Here is a 25,889-nt window from a genome sequence, read left to right on the forward strand (position 1 = left end):
GTGTGTTGAGTATTTTCCTGACGCCCACTTTAGCGTGGAAACTTCGGTTGCGCCTCCACACACCCGGCTGGGCCGGTGTCCGTTACGCCTCATAACGACCCGACCTGCATGAATGCTGTTGAAATGTGATAGAGATGCCCTTCAGAACACCCCCGGGACGGCCCGGACGGTGCCGACTCGCACGCCACCACCGAAGACCGGTGCCGACGAGAGCACCGCCAGCCGTTCGGAATCGAAGGTCGCGGCGTTCGCGGCGGCACCCGCTCCGAGGCGGTGGAGCAGGGCCGCGGTGAGCGGGAGGCGTGCCCGCTCGTGCCCGTCGTCGATCTTGAAGGCGAAGGATGTGCCGTCCGGCAGCGCGCCGGCGTGGATCCCGTCGGCGCCCGCCTTGCACAGCAGACCGCCCACCGCGCGCATGAGCTTCAGATCGTCCTTGCCGGTGCCGGAGATCAGGAACGGATGCTCGCGCACCGCGTCGGCGACGGCGCGCTCGGGCGTGCCGACCTCCGCCGTCGCGAGCCGCGAGTAGGCGCGGGCGAGATTGAACAGGGGGACGGGCACGATCGGCAGACCACAGCCGTCGATTCCGAGATCGGTGTCCTCGATGTCGCCGGTCAGTTCGAGGATCGTCTCGGTCACCAGCTGCTGCAGCGGGTGGCCGGCGTCGGTGTAGCCGTCGGTGTCCCAGCCGTTCGCCGCGCACGCCGCGAGCATCGCCGCGTGCTTGCCCGAGCAGTTCATGTAGATCGACCGCGGCGTGCGTCCGGCGGCGAGCACCTCGGCGCGGGTGAGTTCGTTGCCGGGCAGATCCGTCGGGCAGCGCAGGTCCTTCTCGGTGAAACCGGCACCGGACAGGATCCGCTCGACGGCCTCCACGTGGTCGGCCTCACCTTCGTGCGACGCCGTGGCGATCGCGAGTTCGGCGGAGTCGCGGGGGACGAAGCCGGCGCGCAGCAGCGCGACCGCCTGCATCGGCTTGTTCGACGACCGCGGATAGATCGGCGTGTGCACCTCGCCCAGCGAGACGAGGACCTCGCCGTCCGGGTCCAGAACGATCAGCGAGCCGCGGTGGATGCACTCCCGGAAGCCCGAGCGCACCACCTCGACCAGTTCGACGCTCAACGACTCTCTCCCTTCCGTGCCCGCCCCTCCTGTGGTCGTCCGGCGAGGCGGCGAGCCTTGTCGGCGACGCTGGGAGCGATGTCGGCCTGCTGCTCGAGCATCGCGGCGACCCGCTCGTGGCCCTGCCCGGTGAACAGATCGCGCACCGTGGCCGCGTGGGAGGGGACGTGCTCGACGACGATGCGGTCGCCCGCGGCCACCGGTCCCTCGGAGATCACCTTCAGGTACGCGCCGCAATCGCCGCGAGCGACGAACCGGGTGGCCCAGTCGACTTCCTCCGAACGGATCGCGAAGGTGCGGCAAGGGGTACGGGGGCCGGTCACCTCGAGGAGCAGACCGCCGTCGCCGACGCGCCACCGCTCGCCGATGACGGCGTCGGTGGGGGAGAACCCGGCGACGTGCAGATTCTCGCCGAACCAGCCGATGGGCAGTTCCCGGTCGAGTTCGGTGCCCCAGCGGCGCGACTCGTCCTGCGAGAAGGCGTAGACGGCCTTGTGGACGCCGCCGTGGTTGGCGGTGTCGCACTGGCGGTCGCCGGTCAAGCCGAGCTCGCCGACGTGCACCGGCCCGTCGACGGGACGCTTGTCGATCGCGGTGACGGGATTACGCCGCAGTCCGGTCTCGTGCAGCGTGTGCACGACGCAGACCGCTGCGACGGTCCCCGAGGTCGCCGGCCGCGTGCCGGCCGTCTCGGCGGTCACCGGCCGCGCAATCGGTCGACCGCCGCCCTTCCTGCCTGGATGCCGTCGTCGGGAGGGATGGAGTCGGGGTCGATGGACGCCGCGCACGGTCCTGCGACGAGGGCCGTGTCGGGCGTGATGGTGCGCTTGACGAGCGCGAGCGCGATCGGCCCGAGTTCGTGATGGTCGACGATCGTGCCGATGCGTCCGACCGCGCGACCTCCGGCGGTGATGTCGTCGCCCGTCTCGGGTCGTCCGTCGGCCGAGCCGTCGAGATGGAGAAGGACGAGATGTCGCGGGGGCTTGCCGAGGTTGTGGACCCGCGCGACGGTCTCCTGACCGCGGTAGCAGCCCTTGTCGAGGTGGACGGCGCCGTACTGCTCGGGTCCGCCGACCCAGCGGGCCTCGTGGGGGATGGTGCGCTCGTCGGTATCGACACCGATCCGGGGACGGACCGCTTCGACGCGCAGGGCCTCGAACGCCCAGCTGCCGGCCGGACGCGCGCCGGCGTCCCGCAGGGCGGTGAAGATCGCGGTGAGCGACTCGCGTGGCACCAGGAGGTCGAAGGAGTGCTCGGTGGGCCACGGCATGCGGCGGACGAAGCCACCGGCGGGCAGGGCGACGGCGGCATAGTGTTCGGCCGGCAGCGCGTCGATCCCGAGCACGGCGAGCACGGCGGGGCTGCCGGCATCCGGCCCGAGGAGGCTCAGGACCGCGAGTTCGTTGCCGTCGCGGGGTTCTGCCTTCGCCCAGAACACCATCTTCTTCAGGAAGGCCAGCAGGTCGGGTCCGCGGTCGGCTTCGGTGTCGATCCACGTCACGCCGTCGAGGTCGGTCTGCACGAAGTGGTGTTCGACGCGGCCGTTCGCGTCGAGGCTCAGGTTCTCGGCGGAGGTGCCGTTCGGGAGCGACGCGATGTGCTGGCTGGAAATGGTGTGCAGCCAGCTCAGGCGTTCGTCGCCCGGAACAGCGAGGACGAAGCGGGTGGAACGGTCGACCACGGCGGCGGACGTGGCGGCGGCACGTTGCTCGCCGAGCGGGTCGCCGTAATGCCAGGGAAGTCCGGCATCGGGCCCGCCGGAAGGCGAGGCGACTGCGCCGGGAAGTGCGAGAAGGGCGCTTTCGGACACGATCGGAGACTCGGTCACGACACCAGTCTATGGGGAACCGGCCGACAGGTCTGCCAGTGGCTAGGCTGAGCGCCATGGCTGAGCGGGTGCTGGTGACGCTGGACGGCGAGGTGAGGGATGCGGACGCACCCCTTCTGCACGCCGACGATTTCGGTGTTCTTCGTGGCGACGGGGTGTTCGAGACGTTGCTCGTGCGAGGCGGCCGGGCGCGTGCGCTCGAACTGCATCTCGCCCGGCTCGCGGCGTCCGCGGCCGCCGCACAGTTGCCCGAACCCGATCGCGACGACTGGCGGCTCGCCGTCGACGTGGCACTCGAACAGTGGGGCGCCGAGCAGGAGGGCGTGCTGCGCCTGGTCTACACGCGTGGTCGTGAGGGCGCCGACACGCCGACGGCCTTCCTGCTCGTGACGCCGGTGGCCGAGCGTGTCGGCATCGCACGGCGCGACGGCGTGTCCGTGGTGACCCTCGAACGGGGTTTTTCGACCGATCTGGCGCAGAAGGCGCCGTGGCAGCTCCTCGGTGCCAAGACGCTGTCGTACGCGACGAACATGGCGGCACTGCGTCACGCCGAGTCGGTCGGCGCCGACGACGTGATCTTCGTCAGTGCCGAGGGCTACGTGCTCGAGGGTCCGCGGTCGACGGTGCTCGTCGCGCGTGGCCGGACATTGCTCACTCCGCCGCCGGAGCAGGGGATCCTCCCCGGCACCACGCAGCAGGCACTGTTCGACCTGGCGGGGGAGCGGGACTTCACGGTCCGGTACGAGCCGCTGCGCCCGGCGGATCTCGTCGTCGCCGACGGTCTCTGGCTGATCTCCAGCGTGGCGCTCGCGGTGCGGGTGCACACCCTCAACGGGCACGCGCTGGTCTCGCGGGTCCAGGAGGGCGAGATCGAAGGCCTCGTCGACGAGGCGGTCGACGCCGCTTCGTGAGCGAATCGGTCGATGCAGTTTCCTGAGTGGCGGCGGGTGTGCCCCGCGGGTGATCCGTATCCGATGTGACGTGAGTCCGATGTGTCGGGCGACACGAACCTGTCCCACTTCGCGCAATCGCTACTACATTCGGTAGTAGCAAGGCCGGAGCAGTACTACCGGCGTGTCTTCGCGAACGAGAACCGCAGCGTCGGCCCCGCTCTGGATCTCCGTATCGACCGGGCCTCACTCGGAGTGGCAATGGACGTCTTGGATCTGTCCCGGTGGCAGTTCGGGATCACGACGGTGTATCACTTCATCCTCGTGCCGTTGACGATCGGCCTCGCGCCGCTCGTCGCGATCATGCAGACGATGTGGGTGGTCACCGGCAAGGATCACTGGTACCGCCTCACGAAGTTCTTCGGGAAGATGTTCCTGATCAACTTCGCGCTCGGTGTCGCGACCGGCATCGTGCAGGAATTCCAATTCGGCATGAACTGGAGCGAGTACTCCCGCTTCGTCGGCGACGTCTTCGGCGCACCCCTCGCCCTCGAAGGTCTCGTCGCCTTCTTCATGGAGTCGACCTTCCTCGGCCTGTGGATCTTCGGCTGGACGCGCCTGCCGAAACTCGTGCACCTCGCGACCATCTGGCTCGTCGCGATCGGCGTGAACGCCTCCGCCTTCTTCATCATCGCGGCGAACTCGTTCATGCAGCATCCCGTCGGGGCCACCTACAACCCCGAGACCGGCCGCGCCGAGCTGACGAGCATCTGGGAACTGCTCACCAACAACACCGCGCTCGCAGCCTTCCCCCACGCGGTCGCCGGCGGATTCCTCACCGCCGCAACCTTCGTCGCCGGCATCGGTGGCTGGTGGATGGTCCGCAACATGCGACGCGCCGCCGAGATCCGCACCTCGGAACCCGAGGAGGCCCAGCGCCTCGAGAACGACGCCCGCGGACTGTTCCGCCCCGCGACCCGCCTCGGCCTGATGGTCATGATCATCTCGGGCATCGGGTTGTTCGTCACCGGTGACGTCCAGGCCAAGCTCATGTTCGAGCAGCAACCGATGAAGATGGCCTCGGCCGAGTCGCTGTGCCACACCGAGACCGACCCCAACTTCTCGATCCTCACGATCGGCACGCACAACGACTGCGACGGCGTGATCCACGTCCTCGACGTGCCCTACGTGCTGTCCTTCCTCGCGCAGGGCGAGTTCAGCGGCGTGACCCTCCAGGGCGTCGAGGACCTGCAGGCGCAGTACGAACAGCAATTCGGCCCCGGCAACTACAAGCCCAACCTGTTCGTCACCTACTGGTCGTTCCGCGCGATGATCGGCCTCGCCGCCGGTTCCGCGGCCCTGGCCCTGGCCGGGCTGTGGGTCACCCGCGGCGGCCGGGTGCCCGACCAGAGGTGGTTCTCGACGCTGTCGCTCGTCGCGATCCCCACGCCCTTCCTCGCCAACAGTGCGGGCTGGATCTTCACCGAGATGGGCCGGCAGCCCTGGGTGGTGCATCCGAATCCCACGGGCGTGGACATGATCCGGCTCACCGTCGACCAGGGTGTCTCCGATCATGCGGCAGGAACGGTGCTCACCTCGCTGATCGCCTTCACCCTCGTCTACGCAGCGCTCGGCGTGGTGTGGTTCTGGCTCATCCGCAAGTACGCGATGGAAGGCCCGCAGGAGCACGACGCGCAACCGCCGGGCTCCGACGACGACACCGACGACACGCAGCCGAAACAGCTGTCCTTCGCGTACTAGGAGTGGGCGGACATGGGACTTCAGGAAATCTGGTTCATTCTCATCGCAGTATTGTTCACCGGCTACTTCGTCCTCGAGGGGTTCGACTTCGGTGTGGGCATGCACTTCCCGGTGCTCGGCCGCGGTAGGACCGTCGAGGCGGACACCCGGCGCCGGGTGCTGCTCAACACGATCGGTCCGGTCTGGGACGGCAACGAGGTCTGGCTCATCACCGCGGGTGGTGCGCTGTTCGCGGCGTTCCCCGAGTGGTACGCGACCCTCTTCTCGGGCTTCTATCTCCCGCTGCTGCTGATCCTGCTCGCCCTGATCGTGAGGGTGTGCGCCATCGAGTGGCGCGGCAAGGTCGACGATCCGACCTGGCGTCGCCGCTGCGACTGGGGGATCATCTTCGGCTCGTGGGTGCCCGCCGTGCTGTGGGGTGTGGCGTTCGCGAACATCGTGCGCGGCGTGGCGATCGACGCCGACAAGCAGTACGTCGGCGGATTCTTCGACCTGCTGAACCCGTACGCCCTGCTCGGCGGTGCGACGACGGCGCTGGTCTTCGCGCTGCACGGCGCGGTGTTCATCGCGCTCAAGACCGAGGGACAGGTCCGGACGGATGCCGTGGCGATGTCGCGGAAGCTGGCCGTGCCCGCCGTCCTCGTGGCCGGTGCGTTCGTGGTGTGGACCCAACTCGCCTACGGCAAGGGCTGGACGATCGCGCTCGTCGCCGTGGCGGCGATCTCCCTGCTCGCGGTGGTCGCGCTGACCATCGTCGCGCGTGAGGGCTGGGCGTTCGTGTTCACCACCGTCGCGATCGCCGCGACCTCGGTGTTGCTGTTCGCGTCGCTGTTCCCGAACGTCATGCCGTCGACCCTCGACCCGTCCTGGTCGCTGACGATCGAGAACGCGTCGTCGAGCCCGTACACACTGAAGGTCATGACGTGGGCCGCAGCGTTCATGACCCCGGTCGTCCTCGCCTACCAGGGCTGGACGTACTGGGTGTTCCGTCAGCGTCTGTCGACCGACCACATCCCGCACTCGATCGGTCTGAAGATCGGCTCGAAGTGAGCATGACGCAGTCCGCAGCCCCCGCCGACGCGCCCGCGCGTCGGCGGGGGCCGGTGGACCCGCGGTTGTGGCGCTACTCGGCCGCAGCCCGCGGATATCTCGTCCTGACCGTGGTCACCTCGGTGGTCGATGTCGTGATGGTCGTCGTCACCGCACTCATGATCGGACGGGTCCTCGCGGGCGTCATCACCACCGACGCCCGGTCCGTCGGCGACTGGACGACCGAACTGGCGATCCTCGCGGTGGCGATCGTCGTGCGGGTCGCGGTGACGTGGCTGCAGTCGCGGTACGCGCACCGGTCCGCGACCCGCGTGGTCGCCGAACTCGAACACGAGGTCCTCGATTCCGCGGCGAATCTGCCCCCGCGCGAACTCGACCCGCGACGCGACGAGATCGCGGTGGTTCTCACCCGCGGACTCGACGGGCTGAAGGAATATCTCACCGGCTATCTGCCGGCGCTGCTGCTGGCCGTGATCCTCACCCCGGTGACGATCGTCGTGATCGCCCTGCACGACCTCACCTCGGCGGTCATCGTCGTGATCACGCTGCCGCTCATCCCGATCTTCATGATCCTCATCGGCCTGCTCACCAAAGGCAAGGCCGACCGCACCCTGCGCGCGATGACGACATTGTCGTCACAACTGCTCGACCTCCTCGCGGGTCTTCCCACACTGCGCGCCCTCGGTCGTGAGAAGGGGCCCGCCGATCGCGTGCGCGAACTCGGCGACGAGCATCGCGCGACTACGATGTCGGCCCTGCGCGTGGCCTTCCTGTCCGGCACGGTCCTCGAATTCCTCGCGACGCTGTCCGTCGCCCTCGTCGCCGTGAGCATCGGTATGCGCCTCGTCTACGGATCCATGCCCCTCGAAGCCGGCATCATCGCGTTGATCCTCGCGCCGGAGGCCTACCTCCCGCTGCGCACCGTCGGCAGCAAGTTCCACGCCGCCGAGGACGGGATGGCGGCGGCCGACAAGGCATTCGCCGTGCTCGACTCGGTGCCGGACGCCGCCTCCTCTCGCCGCGCCTCCTCGCGTCGCACCTCCACGGACACGATCGGCACCGACCGGGTCGCGAACTGCGAGATCGTCTTCGACGGCGTCTCCGTGCCCGGCCGCGACGGTTGCGCCCCGCACCGGCTCGACGCGATCTGCCGTCCCGGCCGGATCACCGCGTTCACCGGCGCCAACGGGGCCGGCAAGTCCACCGCCCTGCTGGCGCTGCTCGGGCTCGCCGAGCCGAGCGAGGGGACCGTCACCGTCGACGGACGTCCCGTCGCGGGCGACGAGAACTGGTGGTCGCAGATGGCGTGGCTTCCGCAGCGGCCGGTGCTGCTGCCCGGCACGCTCGCCGACAATCTGCGACTCACCGGTGTCGACCCGGAGGCCACCGAACTCGACGACGTCTGCGCCGCCACCGGCTTCGACAGCGTGCTCGCCGAACTCCCGGACGGCTGGCGGACCGTCGTGGGGGCCGGCGGCACGGGCCTGTCGCTCGGCCAACGTCAGCGACTGGCGCTCACCCGCACCCTCGCCTCCCCGCGCCCGGTCCTGCTGCTCGACGAACCCACGGCCCACCTCGACGAGGACACCGAGGCCACCGTCCTGTCCACGCTGCGCGGGCTCGCCGCGGCCGGCCGCACCGTGGTGGTCGTGGCGCATCGCCCCACCCTGCTCGCCATCGCGGACGAGGTCGTCACCGTCCACGCAGCACCGACGGAGGTGTCCCGGTGAAGGATCTGCGCCGGGCGATGACCCTGCTCGAGCTCGAGCCGCGCCGAGTGCTGCTCGCCGTCCTCGCCGGTGTCGCGACCCTCGGCAGTGCCCTGCTGCTCGCCGGTCTCTCGGCGTGGCTGATCGTGCGGGCATGGGAGATGCCGCCCGTCCTGGACCTGACCGTCGCGGTCGTCGCGGTGCGGGCGCTGGGAATCTCCCGCGGGTTGTTCCGCTACTTCGAACGACTCGCAACGCACGAGACCGCGCTGCGCGGCACCACCTCGGCCCGCGCGAATCTCTACCGGCGACTCGCGGACGGCGACCCGGCCGCCGCCCTGGGCGTGGGACGCGGCGACCTGCTCGCGCGCACCGGTGCCGACGTCGACGCTCTCGGCGACGTCGTGGTGCGCGCACTCGTGCCCATCGCCGTCGCGGCCGTGCTCTCCCTCGCGGCGGTCGTGACCCTCACCGTCATCGCTCCCGCTGCCGGCGCGGTCCTCGCCGCGGCGCTGCTCGTTGCCGGACTGTTCGCACCGTGGCTGTCCGCCCGCGCCGCGGCCCGTGCGGACGCCGATGCGAACGCCGCACGGACCCGGTTCACCGAGGACGCGGTCACGGTGCTGGACCACGCGGCGGAACTGCGGGTCGCGGGACGGCTCGACACGCTCACCCGGCGGGCCCGCGCCGCGAACGTCGCCTCCGTCCGTGCCACCGACCGTTCCGCGGTCCCCGCGGCGTTCGCCGACGCGGCCGCACCCCTCGCGGTCGGCGCGAGTGTGCTCGGTGCGCTCCTCGTCGGTATCGCCGTCTTCGGCTCCGGTCCGGCGGCCATGAGCCCGACGACACTCGGCATCCTCGTCCTGCTGCCGCTGTCGGCGTTCGAGGCCACCGCCGTCCTCCCGGCAGCCGCGCAGACCCTCAACCGCGCACGCCTGGCGGCCGGTCGCATCACGGAGATGCTCGACCGCGCCGACAGGACGGTGCCGCACGGCATCGAACCGGCCGACGGACCCGGCCGGCTACGTGCGGTGGGTCTGCGAGGCGGATGGCCCGGCGGACCGTCCACGGAACCGGTCGACCTCGACCTGAGGCCGGGCTGTCGCGTCGCGATCGTGGGCGGCAGCGGCAGCGGCAAGACCACCGTGCTCATGACGCTCGCGGGTCTGCTCGCCCCACGCGGAGGCGCAGTGACGCTCGACGGTGTCGACCTCGCGGACATCGATCCCGCGGCCCTGCGCCGCAAGATCGGCTTCTTCGCGGAGGACGCCCACCTGTTCGACACGTCGATCCTCGAGAACCTGCGTGTCGCGCGGGGCGACGTGGACGAGGACGAGGCACTGGCCGCCCTCGGCGCCGTGGGGCTGGGGGAGTGGGTGGACGGACTCCCGCAGGGAGTCCACACCGTCCTGGGGGCCGGAGCCCGCACGGTCTCCGGTGGGCAGCGCCGTCGCCTCCTGCTGGCCCGGGCCCTGCTGTCGCCCGCACGGATCCTGCTGCTCGACGAACCCACGGAACATCTCGACGACGAGAGCGCCGACCTGATGCAGCGACTCCTCCTGGACCGCGACGCACGCTTGGTCGGCCCCGAGCGCACCGTCGTGGTGGTCACCCACCGCCTGCCCGCGGATACCGCCGCCGACCTGGTCGTTCGCGTCGAGAAAAATGCGTTGCCCGCCTCGTGAACGAAGCGTAGTTTCGCTGGTACACGAGGAAGGAGGTGGTCTGGAAGTGATTGATATTCGGACGCGTGAGGTGGCTACCCGCTAGCTGCTCGAGACGACGGAATTCACCGACCGCGCGCGGCTGGCGAATCCCAGGTAGTCACCCGGCCCCCGAGCTCCCGGTCCGTCCGATCGGGACCGCCGGTCCACGGAGCGATCCGTGCGGCGGTGCGGCTCGGGGGCTGTTCGCATTCGTGCAAAATCGGCGTTTCGGGTGTACAAGTTCGCCCGTTCTGGGTACACCGGTTTGGTGCCGATACTTCAAAAAGCTCACGATTCGTTAAGATTGCGCACGTCACCGGGGGTTTTCTTCTCTTCTGCGCTCATCGCGCTGCTCTTCGTCGTCGTGACGATCGCGTTCACCGACGGCGTCGATTCCATCTTCAGTACCGCGTCCAACTGGATCATGACGAACCTCGGATGGTTCTACATCCTGGGCGTCACGACCTTCCTGCTCTTCCTCGTCGGAATCGCCTTCACCCATTACGGCCGGGTCCGGCTCGGCGGCGACGACGAACGGCCCGAGCACTCGACCCTGGCGTGGTTCGCCATGTTGTTCGCCGCCGGTATCGGCACGATCCTCATGTTCTGGGGCGTCGCCGAGCCGATCTCCCACTTCGCGAACCCGCCCATGCAAGATGTCGAGCCGCAGTCCGTGGAGGCCGCGGAAGAGGCCATGGGCTTCGCGCTCTACCACTTCGGACTGCACACCTGGACGATCTTCGCCCTGCCCGGCCTGGGCTTCGGTTACTTCATCTACAAGCGGCACCTGCCGCCGCGCGTCAGCTCGATCTTCGCGCCCCTGCTCGGAGGTCGCATCTACGGCCCGATCGGCAAGACCATCGACGTCGTCGCGATCATCGGCACCATCTTCGGTGTCGCGACCTCGGTCGGCCTGGGCACCCTGCAGATCAACGCCGGTCTCGCGCAGCTGTTCGACATCCAGGAATCCGGGATCGTCCAGATCGCCCTCATCGCGATCGTGACGGTGATGGCCGGCATCTCGGTCGCTCTCGGTCTCGACAAGGGCATCAAGCGCCTGTCGAACATCAACATCGGCATGGCCGTGATGTTGCTGGTCTTCGTGCTCGTCACCGGACCGAGTCTGTTCCTGCTCAAGGGCATGATCGAGTCGGCCGGTATCTACGCCGAGGCCCTGCCGCGCCTGGCGTTCTGGAACGACACCTTCGCCGACTCCGGCTGGCAGAACACCTGGACGGTCTTCTACTGGGCGTGGACCATCACGTGGTCGCCCTTCGTCGGCATCTTCATCGCGCGCATCTCGCGAGGCCGCACCATCCGCGAGTTCGTCGGCGGTGTCCTCGGTCTGCCCGTGCTGTTCTCGGTGATCTGGTTCAGCATCTTCGGGATGGGCTCGTTCCACATCGAACTCGAGGGCAACGGTGGTCTCGTCGAGCGGGTCGTGGGCGACGGGGACATCCCGGGTGCGTTGTTCGAATTCCTCGGCAACTTCCCCCTCACCGGCCTGGTGTCCGGCATCGCGATCATCCTGGTGGTGATCTTCTTCGTCACCTCGGTGGACTCGACCGCGATGGTGCTCGACATGATGGCGTCCGGTCACGAGGGGAAGGCGCCCATCCATCAGCGCTTGTTCTGGGCGGTGCTCATGGGCCTGGTCGCAGCGACCATGCTCGTCGCGACCGGTAAGGACGGGCTCGACGCCCTGCAACAGGTCATCACCGTGGTGGGTCTGCCGTTCTTCGTGATGGGCTTCATCATGATGTACAGCCTGGTGCGCGGTATCCGCGAGGACCTGGGCGAGCGGCCGGAGCCGATCACCCGTCAGTGGCCCGAGGTGCGGTCGGCCGAGGAACTCGAGGCTGCTCAGGAACTACCCGCACCCGAGGTCGTCATCCACACGCGGGCCATCCCGGACGAGTGCGAGGACGGCGAGAACGCAGCCGAGGACGCCGGAATCCACCGGGTCCATGCCGGCGAACCCGATGCGCTCCGTGTACGAGGCGACGGTGAACATGCCGACAAGAAGAGTGCCACCGGCACGTCGGTCGTCGAGGAGAACTGAGAAAAACGGTCCGGGTCTGTTCCCTCACAGGGGAACAGACCCGGACCGTTCGAGTCTCGGAAGAAAGAGGCCTGGTCAGCCGATGTGGCGTGACAGGCGGGCGGACATCCGGGGCTTCAGTTCGCCGTCGGCGGTGACGCGCTCCTCGACGTAGGCGAGGTCGCCGCCGTCGACGATGCCGTAGAGGCGCTTGGCGCCACCGACGACCTCACCGGACTTGGTGCGGATCACGACGTCGGTCGCGAGCTCCCACGAGGACTGGGTGAGTGCGGTGCCGTAGTACAGCTCGACGACGCCGGAGCTGTGCGTCAGCAGCAGTTCGAGCGTCTCGGGATCGTCGCTGTCGGGCGCGCCCGTTCCGGACACGCGCCAGAAGCCGCTCTCGCGCCGATCCTCGCCCACGTATTCACCCGAGTCGTCGAGACGCCACGTGCGCGACTCCCACACCAGATACGCGCCGCCGTTGTGCGCGACGGTGATCTGCTGACCGAACGGATAGTCGCCGGTCTCGGGATCGTTGGCCTCACCCTCGCCGCGCCACACACCGACCAAGGGAAGGACGGCGAGCAGGGCAGGGCTCAGGTCGGGGCCGAGCCGCAGGTTCGCGGTGTCCTCGGCGCCCGGCAGCCCGGCCAGGACGGGAAGGTTCAGCTCGGCGGTGGCGCGAGCGCGCTCGGCGGCCCGGGCGATCGCCTCGTCGCCGCTACGCCGCTGGGCGTCCGATCCGTCGTTCGTCACGATCCGTCGGAGACCACGCGGTAGATGGTGTACAGCGCGAACCAGGTGATGAGGAGCGCCGCGGCGACCAGCAGGATTTCGAAGAAGATGACCACGCGGTCATTCTAGACAACCCCTTTTCCGGTACGACGAAGGGCTCCGCTCCTGGTGGAGCAGAGCCCTTCGGCGGGGTGTTCCGGCCGGATTACTTGGCGACCGTCACGTCCACGTTGTGCACGCCGGGAGCGGTGGGGCTCACGGTGGAGGTGCCATTGCCGGAGCTCGACAGGGCGCGGATCTTCCAGTCGCCGGGGGCGGCGAAAAAACGGAAGTCGCCGGTCGCCGAGGCGACGACCTCGGCGGTGAACTCGTCGGTGCCGTCGAGCAGGCGCACGAACGCACCGCCCACGGGCTCGCCGTCGGCGTTCAGGACACGGCCGGTGATGACCGTCTCCTTCTCGGTGTCCACGCCGGCGGGCAGGGTCTGGGTTTGGACAGGGGCGCCGCACATGATCAGTTGACCTCCAGTTCGATGGGTGCACCGACGAGCGAGCCGTACTCGACCCAGCTGCCGTCGTAGTTCTTGACGTTCTTCTTGCCGAGGATCTCCTGGAGCACGAACCAGGTGTGGCTCGAGCGCTCACCGATACGGCAGTAGGCGATGGTCTCCTTGCTGTCGTCGAAGCCCTTCTCGGCGTACAGCTTCTCGAGGTCCTCGTCGGACTTGAAGGTGCCGTCCTCGTTGGCGGTGGTGCTCCACGGGATGTTGATGGCGCCGGGGACGTGGCCGCGCTGCTGCGCCTGCTCCTGCGGCAGGTGCGCCGGGGCGAGGATCTTGCCGGAGAACTCGTCGGGCGAACGCACGTCGACGATGTTCTTGGTGCCGATCGAGTCGATGACCTCGTCGCGGAAGGCGCGGATGGAGTAGTCGGGCTCGGCGGCCTTGTACTCGGTGGCCGGGCGGGTGACCTCGTCCTTCGACAGCGGACGGCCGTCGAGCTCCCACTTCTTGCGGCCGCCGTCGATGAGCTTGACGTCCTGGTGGCCGTAGAGCTTGAAGTACCAGTAGGCGTAGGCGGCGAACCAGTTGTTGTTGCCGCCGTAAAGCACGACCGTGTCGTCGTTGGCGATGCCCTTGCGTGAGAGGAGCTCGGAGAACTGCTCACGGTTCAGGAAGTCGCGACGGACGGCGTCCTGCAGGTCCTTGCGCCAGTCGAGCTTGACGGCACCTTCGACGTGGCCGCCGTCGTAGGCGGAGGTGTCCTCGTCGACCTCGACGAAGACGGTCTTCGGCGCAGTGAGGTTCTGCTCTGCCCAGTCGGCGGAGACCAGGACGTCGGAGCGAGCCATGGGTGTTCCTTTCGGTGAGGGAATCCGGGAGGTTTCCGTGACCGGAACCCGTGCGAGGGTCCGTGCCAGGGTGAGGTGTGGGATGTCGAGTTCGGTGACCGCCGGTCAGGCGGGCACGCGACGCATTCGAGCGACCAGCGGGTGGATCCGGCAGCCGAGACACACGCCGAAGGCGGCGTTGAGCAGCGCCGCGAACAGCGCGAAGCCTGCGGCCACCGAGCCCACGACGATGGCGCCGGCGAAGAACGCGACCGTTCCGACGAGGGCGAAGACGAATCCGACGAGCTGCGCGAACCGCAGCGGCTCCACCGGCTCGGTCTCGATCGGAGCACCGAGGCGGGGAGCGACGAGCCTCGCGAACAGCGCACCGTACGGGCTGCGTCGCGGGCCGAGTGCCGCTCCGAGAGCGAACACGATCGTCTGCAGGGCCAGGATCACGGCCGCTGCGACGGGAGAGAAGGTGGCGACGACCAGGGCGAGGACGAGGACGCCGGTGGTGATCCACGCCGCGAAACGCGGGCCACGGACGTCGACCTGCCGACCGGACGTGCGGGGAGTGGATACGGACATGGGGAATCTCCTGCTGGATTCTGATTCGCTGGGCGGAGGGTATTCATACGACCGCGGGGCGACGCATCGGTTCGGCGGCATCGGTGCCGCAAGGATCGGGGCCAGCTCGTCGATGCGTTCAGCAGGGACAACAACAGCCACCGAGGCGGCACAGATCGACTGCGCGGCGTCGGGTGAGCATCAGCTCGTGGCGGTTCTGCACGCGAGGGAGTTTAACGCACGTCCCCTCGGGGGTGGACCCCCGGGATCACAACGACGACAGGGCTGTGCGCAGGTCGTCGACGGACGGAACGCCGGACGCGCGGAACCGTTCGCGCCCCTCGCCGTCGAAGACGAAGGTAGTGGGCAGCGACAGCACCCCGAGTTTCCGTGCCAGGACCGGATTTTCGTCGAGATCCAGCTCGACCTCGCGTGCCCGACCGGGATCGCGGTCGAGAACCTGCACGACGACCCGTCGCACGGCCGCGCACGGTCCGCACCACGGCGCGGAGAAATGCAGGATCACCGGTACGCCGTCACCGACACCCGCTGTGGCCAGCGCGGGATGGAGTTCGTGGGTGCCCGCCGAGGCGCCGGTGGTGCGGAGCTTGCCGGAACGGGTGCGCAGGGCCGTTCCCACCGCCAGTGTGGCGACTATCACGACCACGAGGACGATTACTGCGATCATGCGGGCGTCTGCACTTCCTGCAGATCGATGACGACGTCGCGGGCCTCGCCCTCGATGACGATCCGGGAGCCCCGCGCCTCGACGAAGGTGGGCCGCACGCCGAACGGCAGATTCTGCGGCTCGATCGTCGTCGTGAACAGTCCGAGCACCGCCGGCTTCAGGACGTCGGGAACCGAGAAGTCGGCGCGTCCCTCGGGGCCGAAGTAGAGATCCGACGCGACGATGTGGACGCGGTCGCCGTCGAGCACCAGATCGGCCTGGACACTCACCGTCGCCTCCACCGGTCCGACCGGCACCGTCCCCGTGAGGACGACCCCGCCGGCGGTCGTCGGACCGGACCCGCCGGATCCGCCCGTCCCGTCGGACTTGCTCGCCGGGGGAGCGGAAACCTGCAGGTCGGGGATGCCGTAGAGCTGTCCGAGCTCGGTGGCGTCGAGCATGACGCGGCCGTACAGCAGGTCGACGGGCACCGACCGGATCGACCCGTCGAGCAGCTCACCGGCCTCGGCGTGCGCACCGATCAGATTGGCCTCGACCGTGATGTCCCCGAGCAGATCGGTGTGGACGTTGTCGGCCACGATCTCGACGTTCTCGTAGTGACCGTCGCGGGCCTGGATGAGGAAGGGGAAGCCGTGGATGGTCACCGCCGGATCGGATTCGAGAACGCCACCCTCCCGCAGCGCACGCGAGACGCGGTATTCCGACCACGCCGCCGCGCCGAAGTCGGCGAGGACTGCGAGTCCGAGCAGGACTACGAGACCGAAGATCAGTTTGCGCACGCCCACCATTGTGTCGGACGCGCCGTCGGTCGGGCCGCGCCCGTCCGTTCCGAGGCCGTCCACGGAATTCTCGTGCTTACATAGCGGTAACAATCGGGGCGTTAGTCTGTTGCACGACGTTTACGACACCTATCCGCGCTGGTCGCGCGAAGAACTGGAGGCCCGGTGGAGCTGCTCCTTCTGACCTCCGACCCGAATCCGGATGCGGTCCTGCCGTCCTTGGCGCTGCTCCCGCATTCGGTCAGGCCGGCTCCTACAGAAGTTTCGTCGCTGCTCGAGGCGGGTTCGGCGGATGTCGCCATCGTCGATGCCCGCTCCGATCTCGCGGCCGCGCGAGGACTGTGCCGACTGCTCGGCAGCACCGGGTCGGCATTGCCCGTCGTCGCCGTGCTCACCGAAGGCGGACTCGTGGCCGTCAACCCCGAATGGGGACTCGACGACATCCTGCTGTCCAGCACCGGACCGGCCGAGCTCGACGCGCGCCTGCGCCTGCTCATGGGCCGCTCGGGTGTCGCGGTGGGACCGGAGAACACCGGCAAGATCACTCTCGGGGAACTCACGATCGACGAGGGCACCTACACCGCCCGCCTGCGCGGACGTCCCCTCGACCTCACCTACAAGGAGTTCGAACTCCTCAAGTACCTCGCCCAGCACGCGGGTCGGGTGTTCACCCGCGCCCAGCTGCTGCAGGAGGTCTGGGGTTACGACTTCTTCGGTGGTACCCGCACCGTCGACGTCCACGTCCGACGTCTGCGAGCGAAACTCGGCCCCGAGCACGAAGCGCTGATCGGAACGGTCCGCAACGTCGGCTACAAGGCGGTGCGTCCCTCCAACCGCGTGGGCAAGGGTGGCAATGCCACTCCCGATGTCGACGACGACGATGTGGACGACACGCTTCTCGACGACCCCCGTGCGGAGGAATCCGGCGCGGGTGACTCGGGCGCAGGGGAGTCCGGGGCACAATTCGTTCCGTGAGCACCGATACGGAATTCGTCGACCACCCGTCCACCGACCACGCCGAAGCCGTACGCGCCGTGGTGTCGCGGGCGACGCAGACCGACGGCACCGCGCCGATCTCCGAACAGGCGGTGCACTCCCTCGGACGGGAGGGCGCGGCCCGGCATCTCGTCGCGTTCGGAGAGGACGGTGAGGTCGCGGGCTACGCGAACGTCGTGCCTGCCCAGGACGGTCATCCGGCGATGGCAGAGGTGGTCGTCGACCCGCCGCAGCGCGGGCACGGACTCGGCCGCGAACTCGTCGAGCGTGCACTCACCGAGGGCGGCGACGGCACCCGCGTGTGGGCACACGGCGACCTGCCCGCCGCGCAGGCGGTGGCGCGCCGTCTCGGTCTGACCGGTGTCCGCGAACTCCTGCAGTTGCGTCGATCCCTCGAGCAGGACGATCTTCCCGCCCTCGAGGTGCCCGACTCGGTGCTGCTGCGCACCTACGGCGGCCCGCAGGACGACGCCGAACTGCTCCGCGTCAACGCGGCGGCCTTCGAGTGGCATCCCGAGCAGGGGCGTTGGACGGCCGCCGACGTGGAGGAACGCCGACGCGAGTCGTGGTTCGATCCCGAAGGCCTGTTCCTCGCGTTCGATCCCGCCGAGCCCGACAAGCTGCTCGGATTCCACTGGACCAAGGTGCACCCGGCCACGGCGTCCGACCCGCAGCTCGGCGAGGTCTACGTCGTGGGTATCGACTCGTCCGCGCAGGGCAGAGGGCTCGGTCGCCTGCTCACCCTCGCGGGTCTGCACTATCTGCGCGATCGGGGTCTGCCCGGTGTCCTGCTCTACGTCGAGGGCGACAACACCGCGGCGTTGAACACCTACGGCAAACTCGGCTTCGAGCGGTTCCACGTGGACGTCGCCTACGCCCGGGCGTGACCCTCTCCGATCGGGTGGACGAACGGCGTGAAGGGTGGACTCTGCCACCCGACACGCCGATCGCGGTCAGGATTCGAGTGATGGTCGTAACACCATCGCCAGGTGTATCCGGCGTGTTCATCCGGCGTTAACCTTCGGTAGTCCGAGTGTCCACCGTCTCCTCCTAACTTCACTAGCGGGTCGAGTGCCGCAGACCCGGCGCCGGCGTCGCCCGCGCCTCGATGCCGCCGCCGCTCGGCGCCGCGGTCGTGTGAAGTTACTTCCGGAGGAGAACAGGTGAACCTCAAGCGCAATGGCGCCCTGCTCGGTGTTGTGGCCGCTGGAGCCCTCACGCTCGCCGCGTGCGGTACCGACAACAATGCCGGGTCGGTCGACGTCGATGCGTCCGCGTCCGCTGCAGCCTGCGACGGCAAGTCCAACCTCTCGGGTGCCGGCTCGTCGGCCCAGAAGAACGCGATGGACCAGTTCGTCTCCACCTACATCGCGGTGTGCTCCGAGAAGGGCACGAACGTCAACGTCGCGTACAACCCCACCGGTTCCGGTGACGGCCGCACGCAGTTCATCGCGAACCAGATCGATTTCGCCGGCTCGGACTCGGCCATCAAGGACGAGCAGGCGGCACAGGCCGCCGAGCGTTGCGCCGGCAATCCCGCATGGAACCTGCCGCTGGTCTTCGGCCCGGTCGCACTGGCCTACAACGTCGAGGGTGTCGACGAGCTCGTGCTGAACGCCGAGACGGCCGCGAAGATCTTCAACGGCTCGATCACCACGTGGAACGATCCGGCCATCGCCGCTCTCAACGAGGGCGCTGAGCTGCCCGACGCGAACATCACCCCGATCGTGCGCTCGGACTCGTCGGGTACCACCGACAACTTCCAGCAGTACCTCGAGACCGCGTCGAACGGCGCATGGACCTCCGGTGCCGGTTCGGACTTCACCGGCGGTGTCGGTGAGGGCGCGAAGGGTTCTGCGGGTGTCGCGCAGGCCGTCTCCGGCTCGCCGAACTCCATCACCTACGTCGAGAAGTCCTTCGCCGACCAGAACGGTTTGAGCATCGCGCAGATCGACAACGGCTCCGGACCCGTCGAACTGACCGAGGAGACCGCCGGCAAGGCCATCGAGGGCGCCGAGTTCGTCCCGGCCTCCGAGGGGGATCTCACGCTCGACCTGTCGTCGATCTTCGGCAGCTCCGAAGAGGGTGCCTACCCGCTGGTGCTGGCCACCTACGAGATCGTGTGCTCGGCCGGCTACGACGCCGACACCGCCGCGGCCGTCAAGTCGTTCCTGATCTCCGCCGCCAACGAGGGCCAGGAAGGCCTGTCCGAGCAGGGCTACGTCCCGCTGCCCGACGCCTTCAAGACCCGCCTCACCGAGTCGATCGACGCCATCGCCGCCGGATGACCCGCCGATCCCTCGGTCCGGTGAGTAACCGAGGGATCATCGACCCGCCCGTTCCTGAGGAATACGCTGAGAAGGATTGCGAGCGCACATGAGTGACGCGCACAACACGTCGGTCTCTACCGCGACCGACGAACCGACCCGCTCAGGAACGGGCGGTGCAACCGGCATCACGGAGGACACGATCAGCACCCCACCCCCATCCCCGGACAGGGCACGCAAGACAGTCGTGCGGCCGGGAGACAGAATCTTCGGCTCGCTCGCCTCCGGCTCCGCCGTCCTGATCTCCGTGATCATCGGCGCGATCGCAGTCTTCCTCGTCTGGCGTGCCGTCCCGGCGCTGCAGCGCAACCAGGTCAACTTCCTCACCAGCCGTGACTGGATCACGCAGGACATCACCGACATGGCCTTCGGTGTCCTCGACCTGTTCCAGGTGACGGTGCTCGTCTCCTTCTTCGCGCTGTTCCTCGCCATGCCGGTCGCGCTGGGCATCGCGATCTTCCTCACCTCGTACTGCCCCGACCGGCTCCGGAAACCGCTGGCGTATGTCATCGACCTGCTCGCCGCGGTCCCGTCGATCGTCTACGGCCTGTGGGGCATGCTCGTCCTCGCCCCGTTCCTGCGCCCCGTCGCGGAATGGCTCAATACCACCCTCGCCTGGTTCCCGCTCTTCGCCACCGGCAGCGGGTCCATCGTGGGCGGCGGAACGATCTTCACCGCCGGCATCGTCCTCGCCGTGATGATCCTGCCGACCATCGCCGCGGTGAGCCGCGAGGTGTTCGTGCAGACCCCGACGGCCCACATCGAGGGCGCGCTCGCACTCGGCGCGACCCGCTGGGAGGTCGTGCGGACCACCGTCATCCCGTTCGGCAAGTCCGGCTACATCAGCGGTTCGATGCTCGGTCTCGGCCGCGCGCTCGGCGAGACGATGGCGCTGTACCTCATCCTGCGCACCACCTCGCAGGCGTTCTCCTGGTCGCTGTTCGACGGCGGCGCGACCATCGCGTCCAAGATTGCGCTGGGATACGCCGAATTCAACAACGACATCCAGGCGGGCGCCTACATCGCCGCCGGTCTCGTGCTCTTCGTGCTCACCTTCGTGGTCAACGCCGCCGCGCGCATGATCGTCGCAGGAAAGAAGGACTGATCCATGTCGACCACCACCACGTCGACCACCGCGCTCTCCTCGCCGGTCAAGCCTCCGGCCTTCCAGCGGGTCAGCGGGCGTCGCCGCATCAAGGACACCGCAGCCACCGTGCTCGTCACGCTGTCGGTCGTCGTCGCGCTGATTCCCCTGGCCTGGGTGCTGTTCACCGTAGTCGCCAAGGGCCTGCCGGCCCTGACCTCGCCGACCTGGTTCACGCACTCGCTGAGCGGACTGACGTCCTCGTCGATGGGCGGCGGCATCTACCACGCCCTCGTCGGCACCCTCCTGCAGGGACTCGTCTGCGCGATCATCTCCATCCCGCTCGGCGTCTTCGTTGCGATCTACCTCGTCGAGTACGCCGGCCGGTCGCGGCTCGGCCGGATCACGACGTTCATGGTCGACATCCTCAGCGGTGTCCCATCGATCGTCGCGGCACTGTTCATCTACGCACTGTGGGTGTCGACCTTCGGGATGCCCAAGTCGGGCTTCGCGGTGTCGCTCGCGCTCGTTCTGCTCATGGTGCCGGTGGTCGTGCGCAGCACCGAGGAGATGCTGCGCATCGTCCCGCAGGACCTGCGCGAAGCGTCCTACGCCCTCGGTGTCCCCAAGTGGAAGACCATCGCGCGCATCGTGCTGCCCACCTCGCTCGCCGGCATCATCACCGGCATCATGCTCGCCCTGGCCCGCGTCATGGGCGAGACGGCGCCGCTGCTGATCCTCGTCGGCTACGCGCCCTTCATCAATCTCGACCTGTTCGGCGGTGAGCAAGGCACCCTCCCGGGCGTCATGGTCGCCGAGATGAACAACCCGACCGACGCCGGTTCGCAGCGCATCTGGGGCGCCGCGCTCACCCTGATCCTGGTCATCGCGGTCCTCAACATCGCGGCCAAGTTGATCAGCCGGTACTCGCAGGTCGGCAAGAAGTAACCCACAGACCTCTTCTCACATCGATACACCAGTAGGGAGCCGGTAATGGCTAAGCGTCTGGATCTCAAGGACGTCAACATCTACTACGGCAAGTTCCACGCCGTGGCCGACGTGACGCTGTCCGTGCCGCCGCGGAACGTCACCGCCTTCATCGGCCCGTCCGGTTGCGGCAAGTCCACCGTGCTCCGGTCGATCAACCGCATGCACGAGGTGACGCCCGGCGCCCGTGTCGAGGGATCCATCCTCCTCGACGGCGAGGACATCTACGATCAGAACGTCGACCCGGTCGGTGTGCGCAAGACGATCGGCATGGTCTTCCAGCGTCCCAACCCGTTCCCCACGATGTCGATCCGCGACAACGTCGTCGCCGGCCTCAAGCTGCAGGGTGTGCGCGACCGGAAGACCCTCGACGAGATCGCCGAGAAGTCGCTGCGCGGCGCCAACCTGTGGAACGAGGTCAAGGACCGTCTCGACAAGCCGGGCGGTGGCCTCTCCGGTGGTCAGCAGCAGCGTCTGTGCATCGCCCGCGCCATCGCGGTCCAGCCCGACGTGCTGCTCATGGACGAGCCGTGCTCGGCCCTCGACCCCATCTCGACGCTGGCCATCGAGGACCTGATCGGTGAGCTGAAGAAGGACTTCACCATCGTCATCGTCACGCACAACATGCAGCAGGCCGCGCGCGTGAGCGACCAGACGGCCTTCTTCAACCTCGAGGCGACCGGCCGCCCGGGTGGTCTGGTGGAGATCGACGACACCGAGAAGATCTTCTCGAACCCGAGCAAGAAGGCCACCGAGGACTACATCTCCGGCCGCTTCGGCTGAGCCGCCACTACCTACACGAGACCCCGACCGGATCCGTCCGGTCGGGGTCTCGTCGTTCGTGTGCTTACTGCACTCGACAGTCGTGGGCTCAGGGGTTCTGCGCTCGGTGGTGCTCCGGGTAGACGGTGAGACTGTCCACCTTCTCCACGAGCTGACGGATCTCCTCCTCGGTGGGGAGCTTGCCGGTCACGAGGAAGATGACGCGGCGGCCCACCTCGACGGCGTGATCGGCGAACCGCTCGTAGAAGCGGCCGAGCAGGGCGACGTCGACGGCGGCTGCGACGCCGTGCGCCCATTCGCGGTCCATGAGCACGGTGAAAAGATGTCGGTGCAGATCGTCCATCGCCTCGTCCTCGTGGTGGAGGCGGGCGGCCCGGGCGGGATCACGGGTCTCGAGAATCTCCCGTGTGGCGGCACCGAGGGCGACCGCGATCCGTCCCATCTCGGCGAAGTAGCCCTTCACCTCGTCGGGGAGCACGTGCTTGGGATGACGTCGGCGGGTCGCCTTCGCGATGTGCAGTGCGAGCGCACCCATGCGGTCGATGTCGGCCACGATCTGGATGCCGCTGACGACGGCACGCAGATCGCCGGCGACCGGACCCTGCAGGGCGAGCAGCTGGAACGCCTTCTCCTCGCAGATCGTGACGAGTTCGGTGATCTTCTCGTGCTCGTCGATCACCTGCTCGGCGAGAGCGAGATCGGCTTCGAGAAGAGCTCTGGTGGACCGCTCCATCGCGGTCCCGGCGAGCCCGGCCATCTCCCCGAGGAGATCGCCGAGTTCGCCCATCTGTTCGTTGTAGACGACGCGCATAGTGGCACAGCCTACGACCTCGAGCGGTCCGAACGGCGAGCATCGGATGAACCAGAGGTGAACGTCGACGGCCGAACAGTGGTGTCTACGTGCACAGATCGTCGGCGGCGTTGGTGATCGCGAGATCGGCGGGGAGCTCGACCGACGACTCCGACCGGGTCCGGATCTGCATCGGGGCGAGCGGCGTGCCCGCGGGGGTGGGAGCGACGACTGTGCCGTCGAAGCTGGTACCCAGGACGATCTCCACGATGCTGCCCAGCTGGGCCGAGGGCGGAGCCTCCTGCAGCACCGCACCGGGGAAGGCCGAGGCCACCGTCGCAGCGTCGGTCTCCTGTCCTTCGCTGAAGCGGATCACGGTCTGCTTGCTCGTCCCGGAGGCATAGTTGCCGATCGAGTAGACCGGAAAGCCGTAGGCGGCGACCTCCTCGGCGGTGCCGGCCGCCAGCCCGGACAGACCCGACGCGTTCGAGACCTGCACCGACACCGTCGACGGATCGACAGCGAGCTGCGCGGGCAGCGGTTCGGCCGGGGGAGCGGACGCGACCTCCGTCGGGTCCTCCCCCCGCTTCTCACCCGGCAGAGGGAGATCGTCGATGATCGCGGTGAAGATCGCCTTGATGTCGTCCGTGCGCGGGATCTCGTTGCCCCAGTCGTTGGTACCGGCCGTGGGGATGGTCAGGAAGGACACCGCACCCGCCTCGACGTTCTGCATCGAACGCCCGAGTTTGACGAGCGACTCGGCGTTGACGTTCTCGACGAAGGTCGCGCGGGTGAAGGCGCTGATGAAGCCGTTGAGCTTCACGGGATCGAACAGCACCTTGTTCGACAACGTCGAGCGCAGCAGCGACGACAGGAACTTCTGCTGCCGGCTGATCCGGCCGTAGTCGCTGTTGCCCTCCTGGTCGATCTTGCGGGCGCGGACGTAGTCGAGTGCCCGCTTGCCGTCGAGCGTGTGGGTGCCGGGAGTCTCGATCAGGGGACCGAGTTCGTTGTCGTACAACGGTATGGAGGTGCACACCTCGACGCCGCCGATCTCGTCGACCATCGATTCGAAGCCGGCGAAGTCGATGCCCACGAAATGGCCGATCCTCAATCCGGACATCTTCTGGATCACCTTTACCAGGCACTTCGGTCCGCCGAGGGCGTAGGTCGCGTTGAGCTTGTCGCCTTCGGCGGCCGGATAGAGCTCGGAATCGTATTCGCCGGTCGTACTGTCCCATCCGCGACAGACCGGTCGATCGACGTCCAGATCGCGGGGGAACGACACCGCGACCACGCGGCTGCGATCGGCGGGGATGTTGACGAGGATGACGGTGTCGGCACGAGCGCCCTCGGCGTCGTCGGCCGTCCCGGCGCCGATCTCACCGCTCGCACCGGCGCGGGTGTCGGTGCCGATGATCAGATAGGTCTCGTCGCCGGTCTGACCGACCGGGTCGACGATGTCCTCCGACTCGGTGTCCAGCGCGGCGATCTGGGAGAAGCCGGCCTCCGTGGACCGGACGTATCCCCACACCGCACCGTTACAGAGGAGCGCGAGGACCGAGACGAACGCCACCGCCGCTCTCGTCGCGAACCTCAGACGCTTCCGCTTGCGCTGTTTGCTCTGCGCGAGCCGGCCGAGAGTCGCGTTGCCCACCGTGCGGGGCCGAGCGGAGCCGTGCGCCTTCTCGTCCGTCGTCCGGTCGTCGTTCTCGTCCTCGGCGGGCGTCGCAGCGCCCTCGGGGGACACCGCATCGATCTTGACGGTCGGCTGTTCGTCCGCGATCGGCGGTTGCTGTCGAGGAGGCGTCTGCGGCGGTCTGACGGTCTGCGGCGACCCGGCGGGAGGCACCGGGCGCGAGTCCGCGGGAGGCACCGGGCGCGAGTCCGCGGGAGGCACTGCTCGAGGGGGCTGCGCCGAGGTCGGGGGAGTCGGTACCGGGGGCGGAACGGACGGGAGGCCCGCCATCCGATCGGGAGCCTGGATGTGCGGCGGGGCGGGCTTCTCCGGCGGCCGGGGCCGGGACGGTCCCGGGGGCACCCGGGGAGCACCGGGCTGCACCGGGGGGGCGACCGTGGTCGGCGGTCCCGAAGAAGCCGGCGGCACCGGAGGGCTGGGAGGTCCCGACGGAGTCGGCGGCGCAGCCGGAGGCGGCGTCCTGCGCGGGAGTTCCGCTCGACCGGCATCGTCCTCGGTCGCGACGTGCCGGGCGGATTCCGGGTCGCGGGGACGGGCCGGGGGCAACGACGAGGTGGACGTGTGCGGCGGATCGGCCGGGGGCGGATCCGACCGGGGGGACGGATCGGATCGTCGTCCCATCTTGTCGAGCAGTTCGGCGACCGTGAGCTGCTCCGGATCGTCCGAGTCCGCGGCCCGGCGGTTGCGTGCACTCTCGTGGCGACGCGAATCGGGATCGGTGTCGTCGGAGCGGTGCACCCCACCCGAGCGGCTGCGGCGGGACGAGCGGGATTCGCGGTAGCTGCTGTCGGCGATCGGCCGTTCCCAGGGAGCGCGAGGATCCGGGGATCCTGTCTCGTGCTCCTCGTCCACCGATACCTGCTCTTTCCGCGGTCGCACCGCCTCGGATCCGTCGTCGTCCACGTGATCGCTCACCGGCGACCGTCGCGAGGACTCCGCAATGATACTGATCGTCTGTTTCATGTGACGGTGACGCGGCTGTGTCGCACGACATCCACCGGTCGATCCGTCT

At 68.4% G+C, this 25,889-nt stretch carries 25 protein-coding genes; 12 read left to right on the forward strand and 13 right to left on the reverse strand.

What is annotated here, in order from left to right; translation table 11 throughout:
- Window positions 1-141: 141 nt before the first annotated feature.
- The 3 genes from KXC42_RS03365 to KXC42_RS03375 are packed head-to-tail and all read right to left on the reverse strand — an operon-like array spanning window position 142 to window position 2,950.
- Window positions 142-1,122 (reverse strand): asparaginase, encoded by a 981-nt coding sequence (locus tag KXC42_RS03365; protein ID WP_006551812.1) that lies wholly within the window; start codon window positions 1,120-1,122, stop codon window positions 142-144.
- Window positions 1,119-1,823, reverse strand: a complete 705-nt coding sequence (locus tag KXC42_RS03370) for an MOSC domain-containing protein (protein ID WP_033096832.1) — start codon at window positions 1,821-1,823, stop codon at window positions 1,119-1,121. Before KXC42_RS03370 ends, KXC42_RS03365 begins: the two co-directional genes overlap by 4 nt.
- On the reverse strand, window positions 1,820-2,950 hold the full coding sequence (locus KXC42_RS03375) for a folate-binding protein YgfZ (protein ID WP_019290027.1): 1,131 nt from the start codon (window positions 2,948-2,950) through the stop codon (window positions 1,820-1,822). The genes KXC42_RS03370 and KXC42_RS03375 overlap by 4 nt, the downstream gene beginning before the upstream one ends.
- Window positions 2,951-3,006: 56 nt before the next feature.
- Here KXC42_RS03375 and KXC42_RS03380 point away from each other — a divergent pair, with 56 nt between their 5' ends.
- The 5 genes from KXC42_RS03380 (at window position 3,007) to cydC (ending at window position 10,045) form a co-directional block, all read left to right on the forward strand.
- Window positions 3,007-3,861, forward strand: coding sequence for an aminodeoxychorismate lyase (locus KXC42_RS03380; protein WP_024103013.1), 855 nt, complete (start codon window positions 3,007-3,009; stop codon window positions 3,859-3,861).
- A gap of 240 nt (window positions 3,862-4,101) precedes the next feature.
- Window positions 4,102-5,601, forward strand: a complete 1,500-nt coding sequence (locus KXC42_RS03385; protein WP_006551808.1) for a cytochrome ubiquinol oxidase subunit I — start codon at window positions 4,102-4,104, stop codon at window positions 5,599-5,601.
- A 12-nt stretch (window positions 5,602-5,613) separates the two neighbouring features.
- Window positions 5,614-6,651: a cytochrome d ubiquinol oxidase subunit II gene (gene cydB, locus KXC42_RS03390; protein ID WP_006551807.1), complete on the forward strand. Its 1,038-nt coding sequence runs from the start codon at window positions 5,614-5,616 to the stop codon at window positions 6,649-6,651.
- A gap of 2 nt (window positions 6,652-6,653) precedes the next feature.
- Window positions 6,654-8,381: a thiol reductant ABC exporter subunit CydD gene (cydD, locus tag KXC42_RS03395; protein WP_019290026.1), complete on the forward strand. Its 1,728-nt coding sequence runs from the start codon at window positions 6,654-6,656 to the stop codon at window positions 8,379-8,381.
- Window positions 8,382-8,398: 17 nt separating this feature from the next.
- Window positions 8,399-10,045: a thiol reductant ABC exporter subunit CydC gene (gene cydC, locus KXC42_RS03400; protein ID WP_219130430.1), complete on the forward strand. Its 1,647-nt coding sequence runs from the start codon at window positions 8,399-8,401 to the stop codon at window positions 10,043-10,045.
- Between the two features lie 309 nt (window positions 10,046-10,354).
- On the opposite strand, the gene KXC42_RS27045 is transcribed toward cydC, so the two are convergent.
- Window positions 10,355-10,492, reverse strand: a complete 138-nt coding sequence (locus KXC42_RS27045; protein WP_228045205.1) for a hypothetical protein — start codon at window positions 10,490-10,492, stop codon at window positions 10,355-10,357.
- On the opposite strand from KXC42_RS27045, the gene KXC42_RS03405 reads away from it, so the two are divergent.
- The gene (locus KXC42_RS03405) at window positions 10,431-12,128 is read left to right on the forward strand and encodes a BCCT family transporter (protein ID WP_257606149.1); all 1,698 of its coding nucleotides are present in this window, start codon (window positions 10,431-10,433) and stop codon (window positions 12,126-12,128) included. The two genes, KXC42_RS27045 and KXC42_RS03405, sit on opposite strands and share 62 nt — an antisense overlap.
- 75 nt (window positions 12,129-12,203) lie before the next feature.
- On the opposite strand, the gene KXC42_RS03410 is transcribed toward KXC42_RS03405, so the two are convergent.
- From KXC42_RS03410 to KXC42_RS03435, 7 genes are all read right to left on the reverse strand, one after another.
- On the reverse strand, window positions 12,204-12,866 hold the full coding sequence (locus KXC42_RS03410; protein ID WP_006551803.1) for an FABP family protein: 663 nt from the start codon (window positions 12,864-12,866) through the stop codon (window positions 12,204-12,206).
- A gap of 184 nt (window positions 12,867-13,050) precedes the next feature.
- Window positions 13,051-13,356, reverse strand: coding sequence for a DUF1416 domain-containing protein (locus KXC42_RS03415; RefSeq protein WP_006551801.1), 306 nt, complete (start codon window positions 13,354-13,356; stop codon window positions 13,051-13,053).
- Between the two features lie 2 nt (window positions 13,357-13,358).
- The gene (locus KXC42_RS03420; RefSeq protein WP_006551800.1) at window positions 13,359-14,195 is read right to left on the reverse strand and encodes a sulfurtransferase; all 837 of its coding nucleotides are present in this window, start codon (window positions 14,193-14,195) and stop codon (window positions 13,359-13,361) included.
- Between the two features lie 105 nt (window positions 14,196-14,300).
- Window positions 14,301-14,765 (reverse strand): DUF4395 domain-containing protein, encoded by a 465-nt coding sequence (locus KXC42_RS03425; RefSeq protein WP_064852792.1) that lies wholly within the window; start codon window positions 14,763-14,765, stop codon window positions 14,301-14,303.
- Window positions 14,766-14,883: 118 nt separating this feature from the next.
- Entirely contained in the window at window positions 14,884-14,967 is an 84-nt protein-coding gene (locus KXC42_RS27695; protein ID WP_363887211.1) for a putative leader peptide, read from the reverse strand.
- A 45-nt stretch (window positions 14,968-15,012) separates the two neighbouring features.
- Window positions 15,013-15,432 carry a co-chaperone YbbN gene (locus KXC42_RS03430; protein WP_039587664.1) on the reverse strand — a complete coding sequence of 140 codons (420 nt, stop codon included), beginning with the start codon at window positions 15,430-15,432 and terminating at the stop codon, window positions 15,013-15,015.
- Window positions 15,429-16,211, reverse strand: coding sequence for an LmeA family phospholipid-binding protein (locus tag KXC42_RS03435; RefSeq protein WP_219129928.1), 783 nt, complete (start codon window positions 16,209-16,211; stop codon window positions 15,429-15,431). Before KXC42_RS03435 ends, KXC42_RS03430 begins: the two co-directional genes overlap by 4 nt.
- A gap of 165 nt (window positions 16,212-16,376) precedes the next feature.
- Between KXC42_RS03435 and KXC42_RS03440 the strand changes: the two genes are divergently transcribed.
- The 6 genes from KXC42_RS03440 (at window position 16,377) to pstB (ending at window position 22,388) form a co-directional block, all read left to right on the forward strand.
- Window positions 16,377-17,186, forward strand: coding sequence for a response regulator transcription factor (locus KXC42_RS03440; protein WP_033096826.1), 810 nt, complete (start codon window positions 16,377-16,379; stop codon window positions 17,184-17,186).
- Complete coding sequence (gene mshD, locus KXC42_RS03445; RefSeq protein ID WP_033096825.1) at window positions 17,183-18,094, forward strand: mycothiol synthase; 912 nt, start codon at window positions 17,183-17,185, stop codon at window positions 18,092-18,094. Before KXC42_RS03440 ends, mshD begins: the two co-directional genes overlap by 4 nt.
- 276 nt (window positions 18,095-18,370) lie before the next feature.
- Window positions 18,371-19,495 (forward strand): phosphate ABC transporter substrate-binding protein PstS, encoded by a 1,125-nt coding sequence (pstS, locus tag KXC42_RS03450; RefSeq protein WP_006551794.1) that lies wholly within the window; start codon window positions 18,371-18,373, stop codon window positions 19,493-19,495.
- An 88-nt stretch (window positions 19,496-19,583) separates the two neighbouring features.
- The gene (gene pstC, locus KXC42_RS03455; RefSeq protein WP_033096963.1) at window positions 19,584-20,639 is read left to right on the forward strand and encodes a phosphate ABC transporter permease subunit PstC; all 1,056 of its coding nucleotides are present in this window, start codon (window positions 19,584-19,586) and stop codon (window positions 20,637-20,639) included.
- A 3-nt stretch (window positions 20,640-20,642) separates the two neighbouring features.
- Window positions 20,643-21,566, forward strand: a complete 924-nt coding sequence (pstA, locus tag KXC42_RS03460; protein WP_006551792.1) for a phosphate ABC transporter permease PstA — start codon at window positions 20,643-20,645, stop codon at window positions 21,564-21,566.
- A 45-nt stretch (window positions 21,567-21,611) separates the two neighbouring features.
- Complete coding sequence (gene pstB, locus KXC42_RS03465) at window positions 21,612-22,388, forward strand: phosphate ABC transporter ATP-binding protein PstB (protein ID WP_006551791.1); 777 nt, start codon at window positions 21,612-21,614, stop codon at window positions 22,386-22,388.
- A gap of 88 nt (window positions 22,389-22,476) precedes the next feature.
- Here the strand turns inward: pstB and phoU are convergent, their stop codons facing one another.
- Both phoU and KXC42_RS03475 read right to left on the reverse strand, forming a co-directional pair.
- Complete coding sequence (gene phoU, locus KXC42_RS03470) at window positions 22,477-23,199, reverse strand: phosphate signaling complex protein PhoU (RefSeq protein ID WP_006551790.1); 723 nt, start codon at window positions 23,197-23,199, stop codon at window positions 22,477-22,479.
- Window positions 23,200-23,284: 85 nt separating this feature from the next.
- The gene (locus tag KXC42_RS03475) at window positions 23,285-25,147 is read right to left on the reverse strand and encodes an LCP family protein (protein ID WP_257606151.1); all 1,863 of its coding nucleotides are present in this window, start codon (window positions 25,145-25,147) and stop codon (window positions 23,285-23,287) included.
- Window positions 25,148-25,889 lie beyond the last annotated feature (742 nt).

Origin of the sequence: Rhodococcus sp. LW-XY12 (assembly GCF_019317345.1) — a bacterium.
Classification (GTDB): domain Bacteria; phylum Actinomycetota; class Actinomycetes; order Mycobacteriales; family Mycobacteriaceae; genus Rhodococcus; species Rhodococcus pyridinivorans.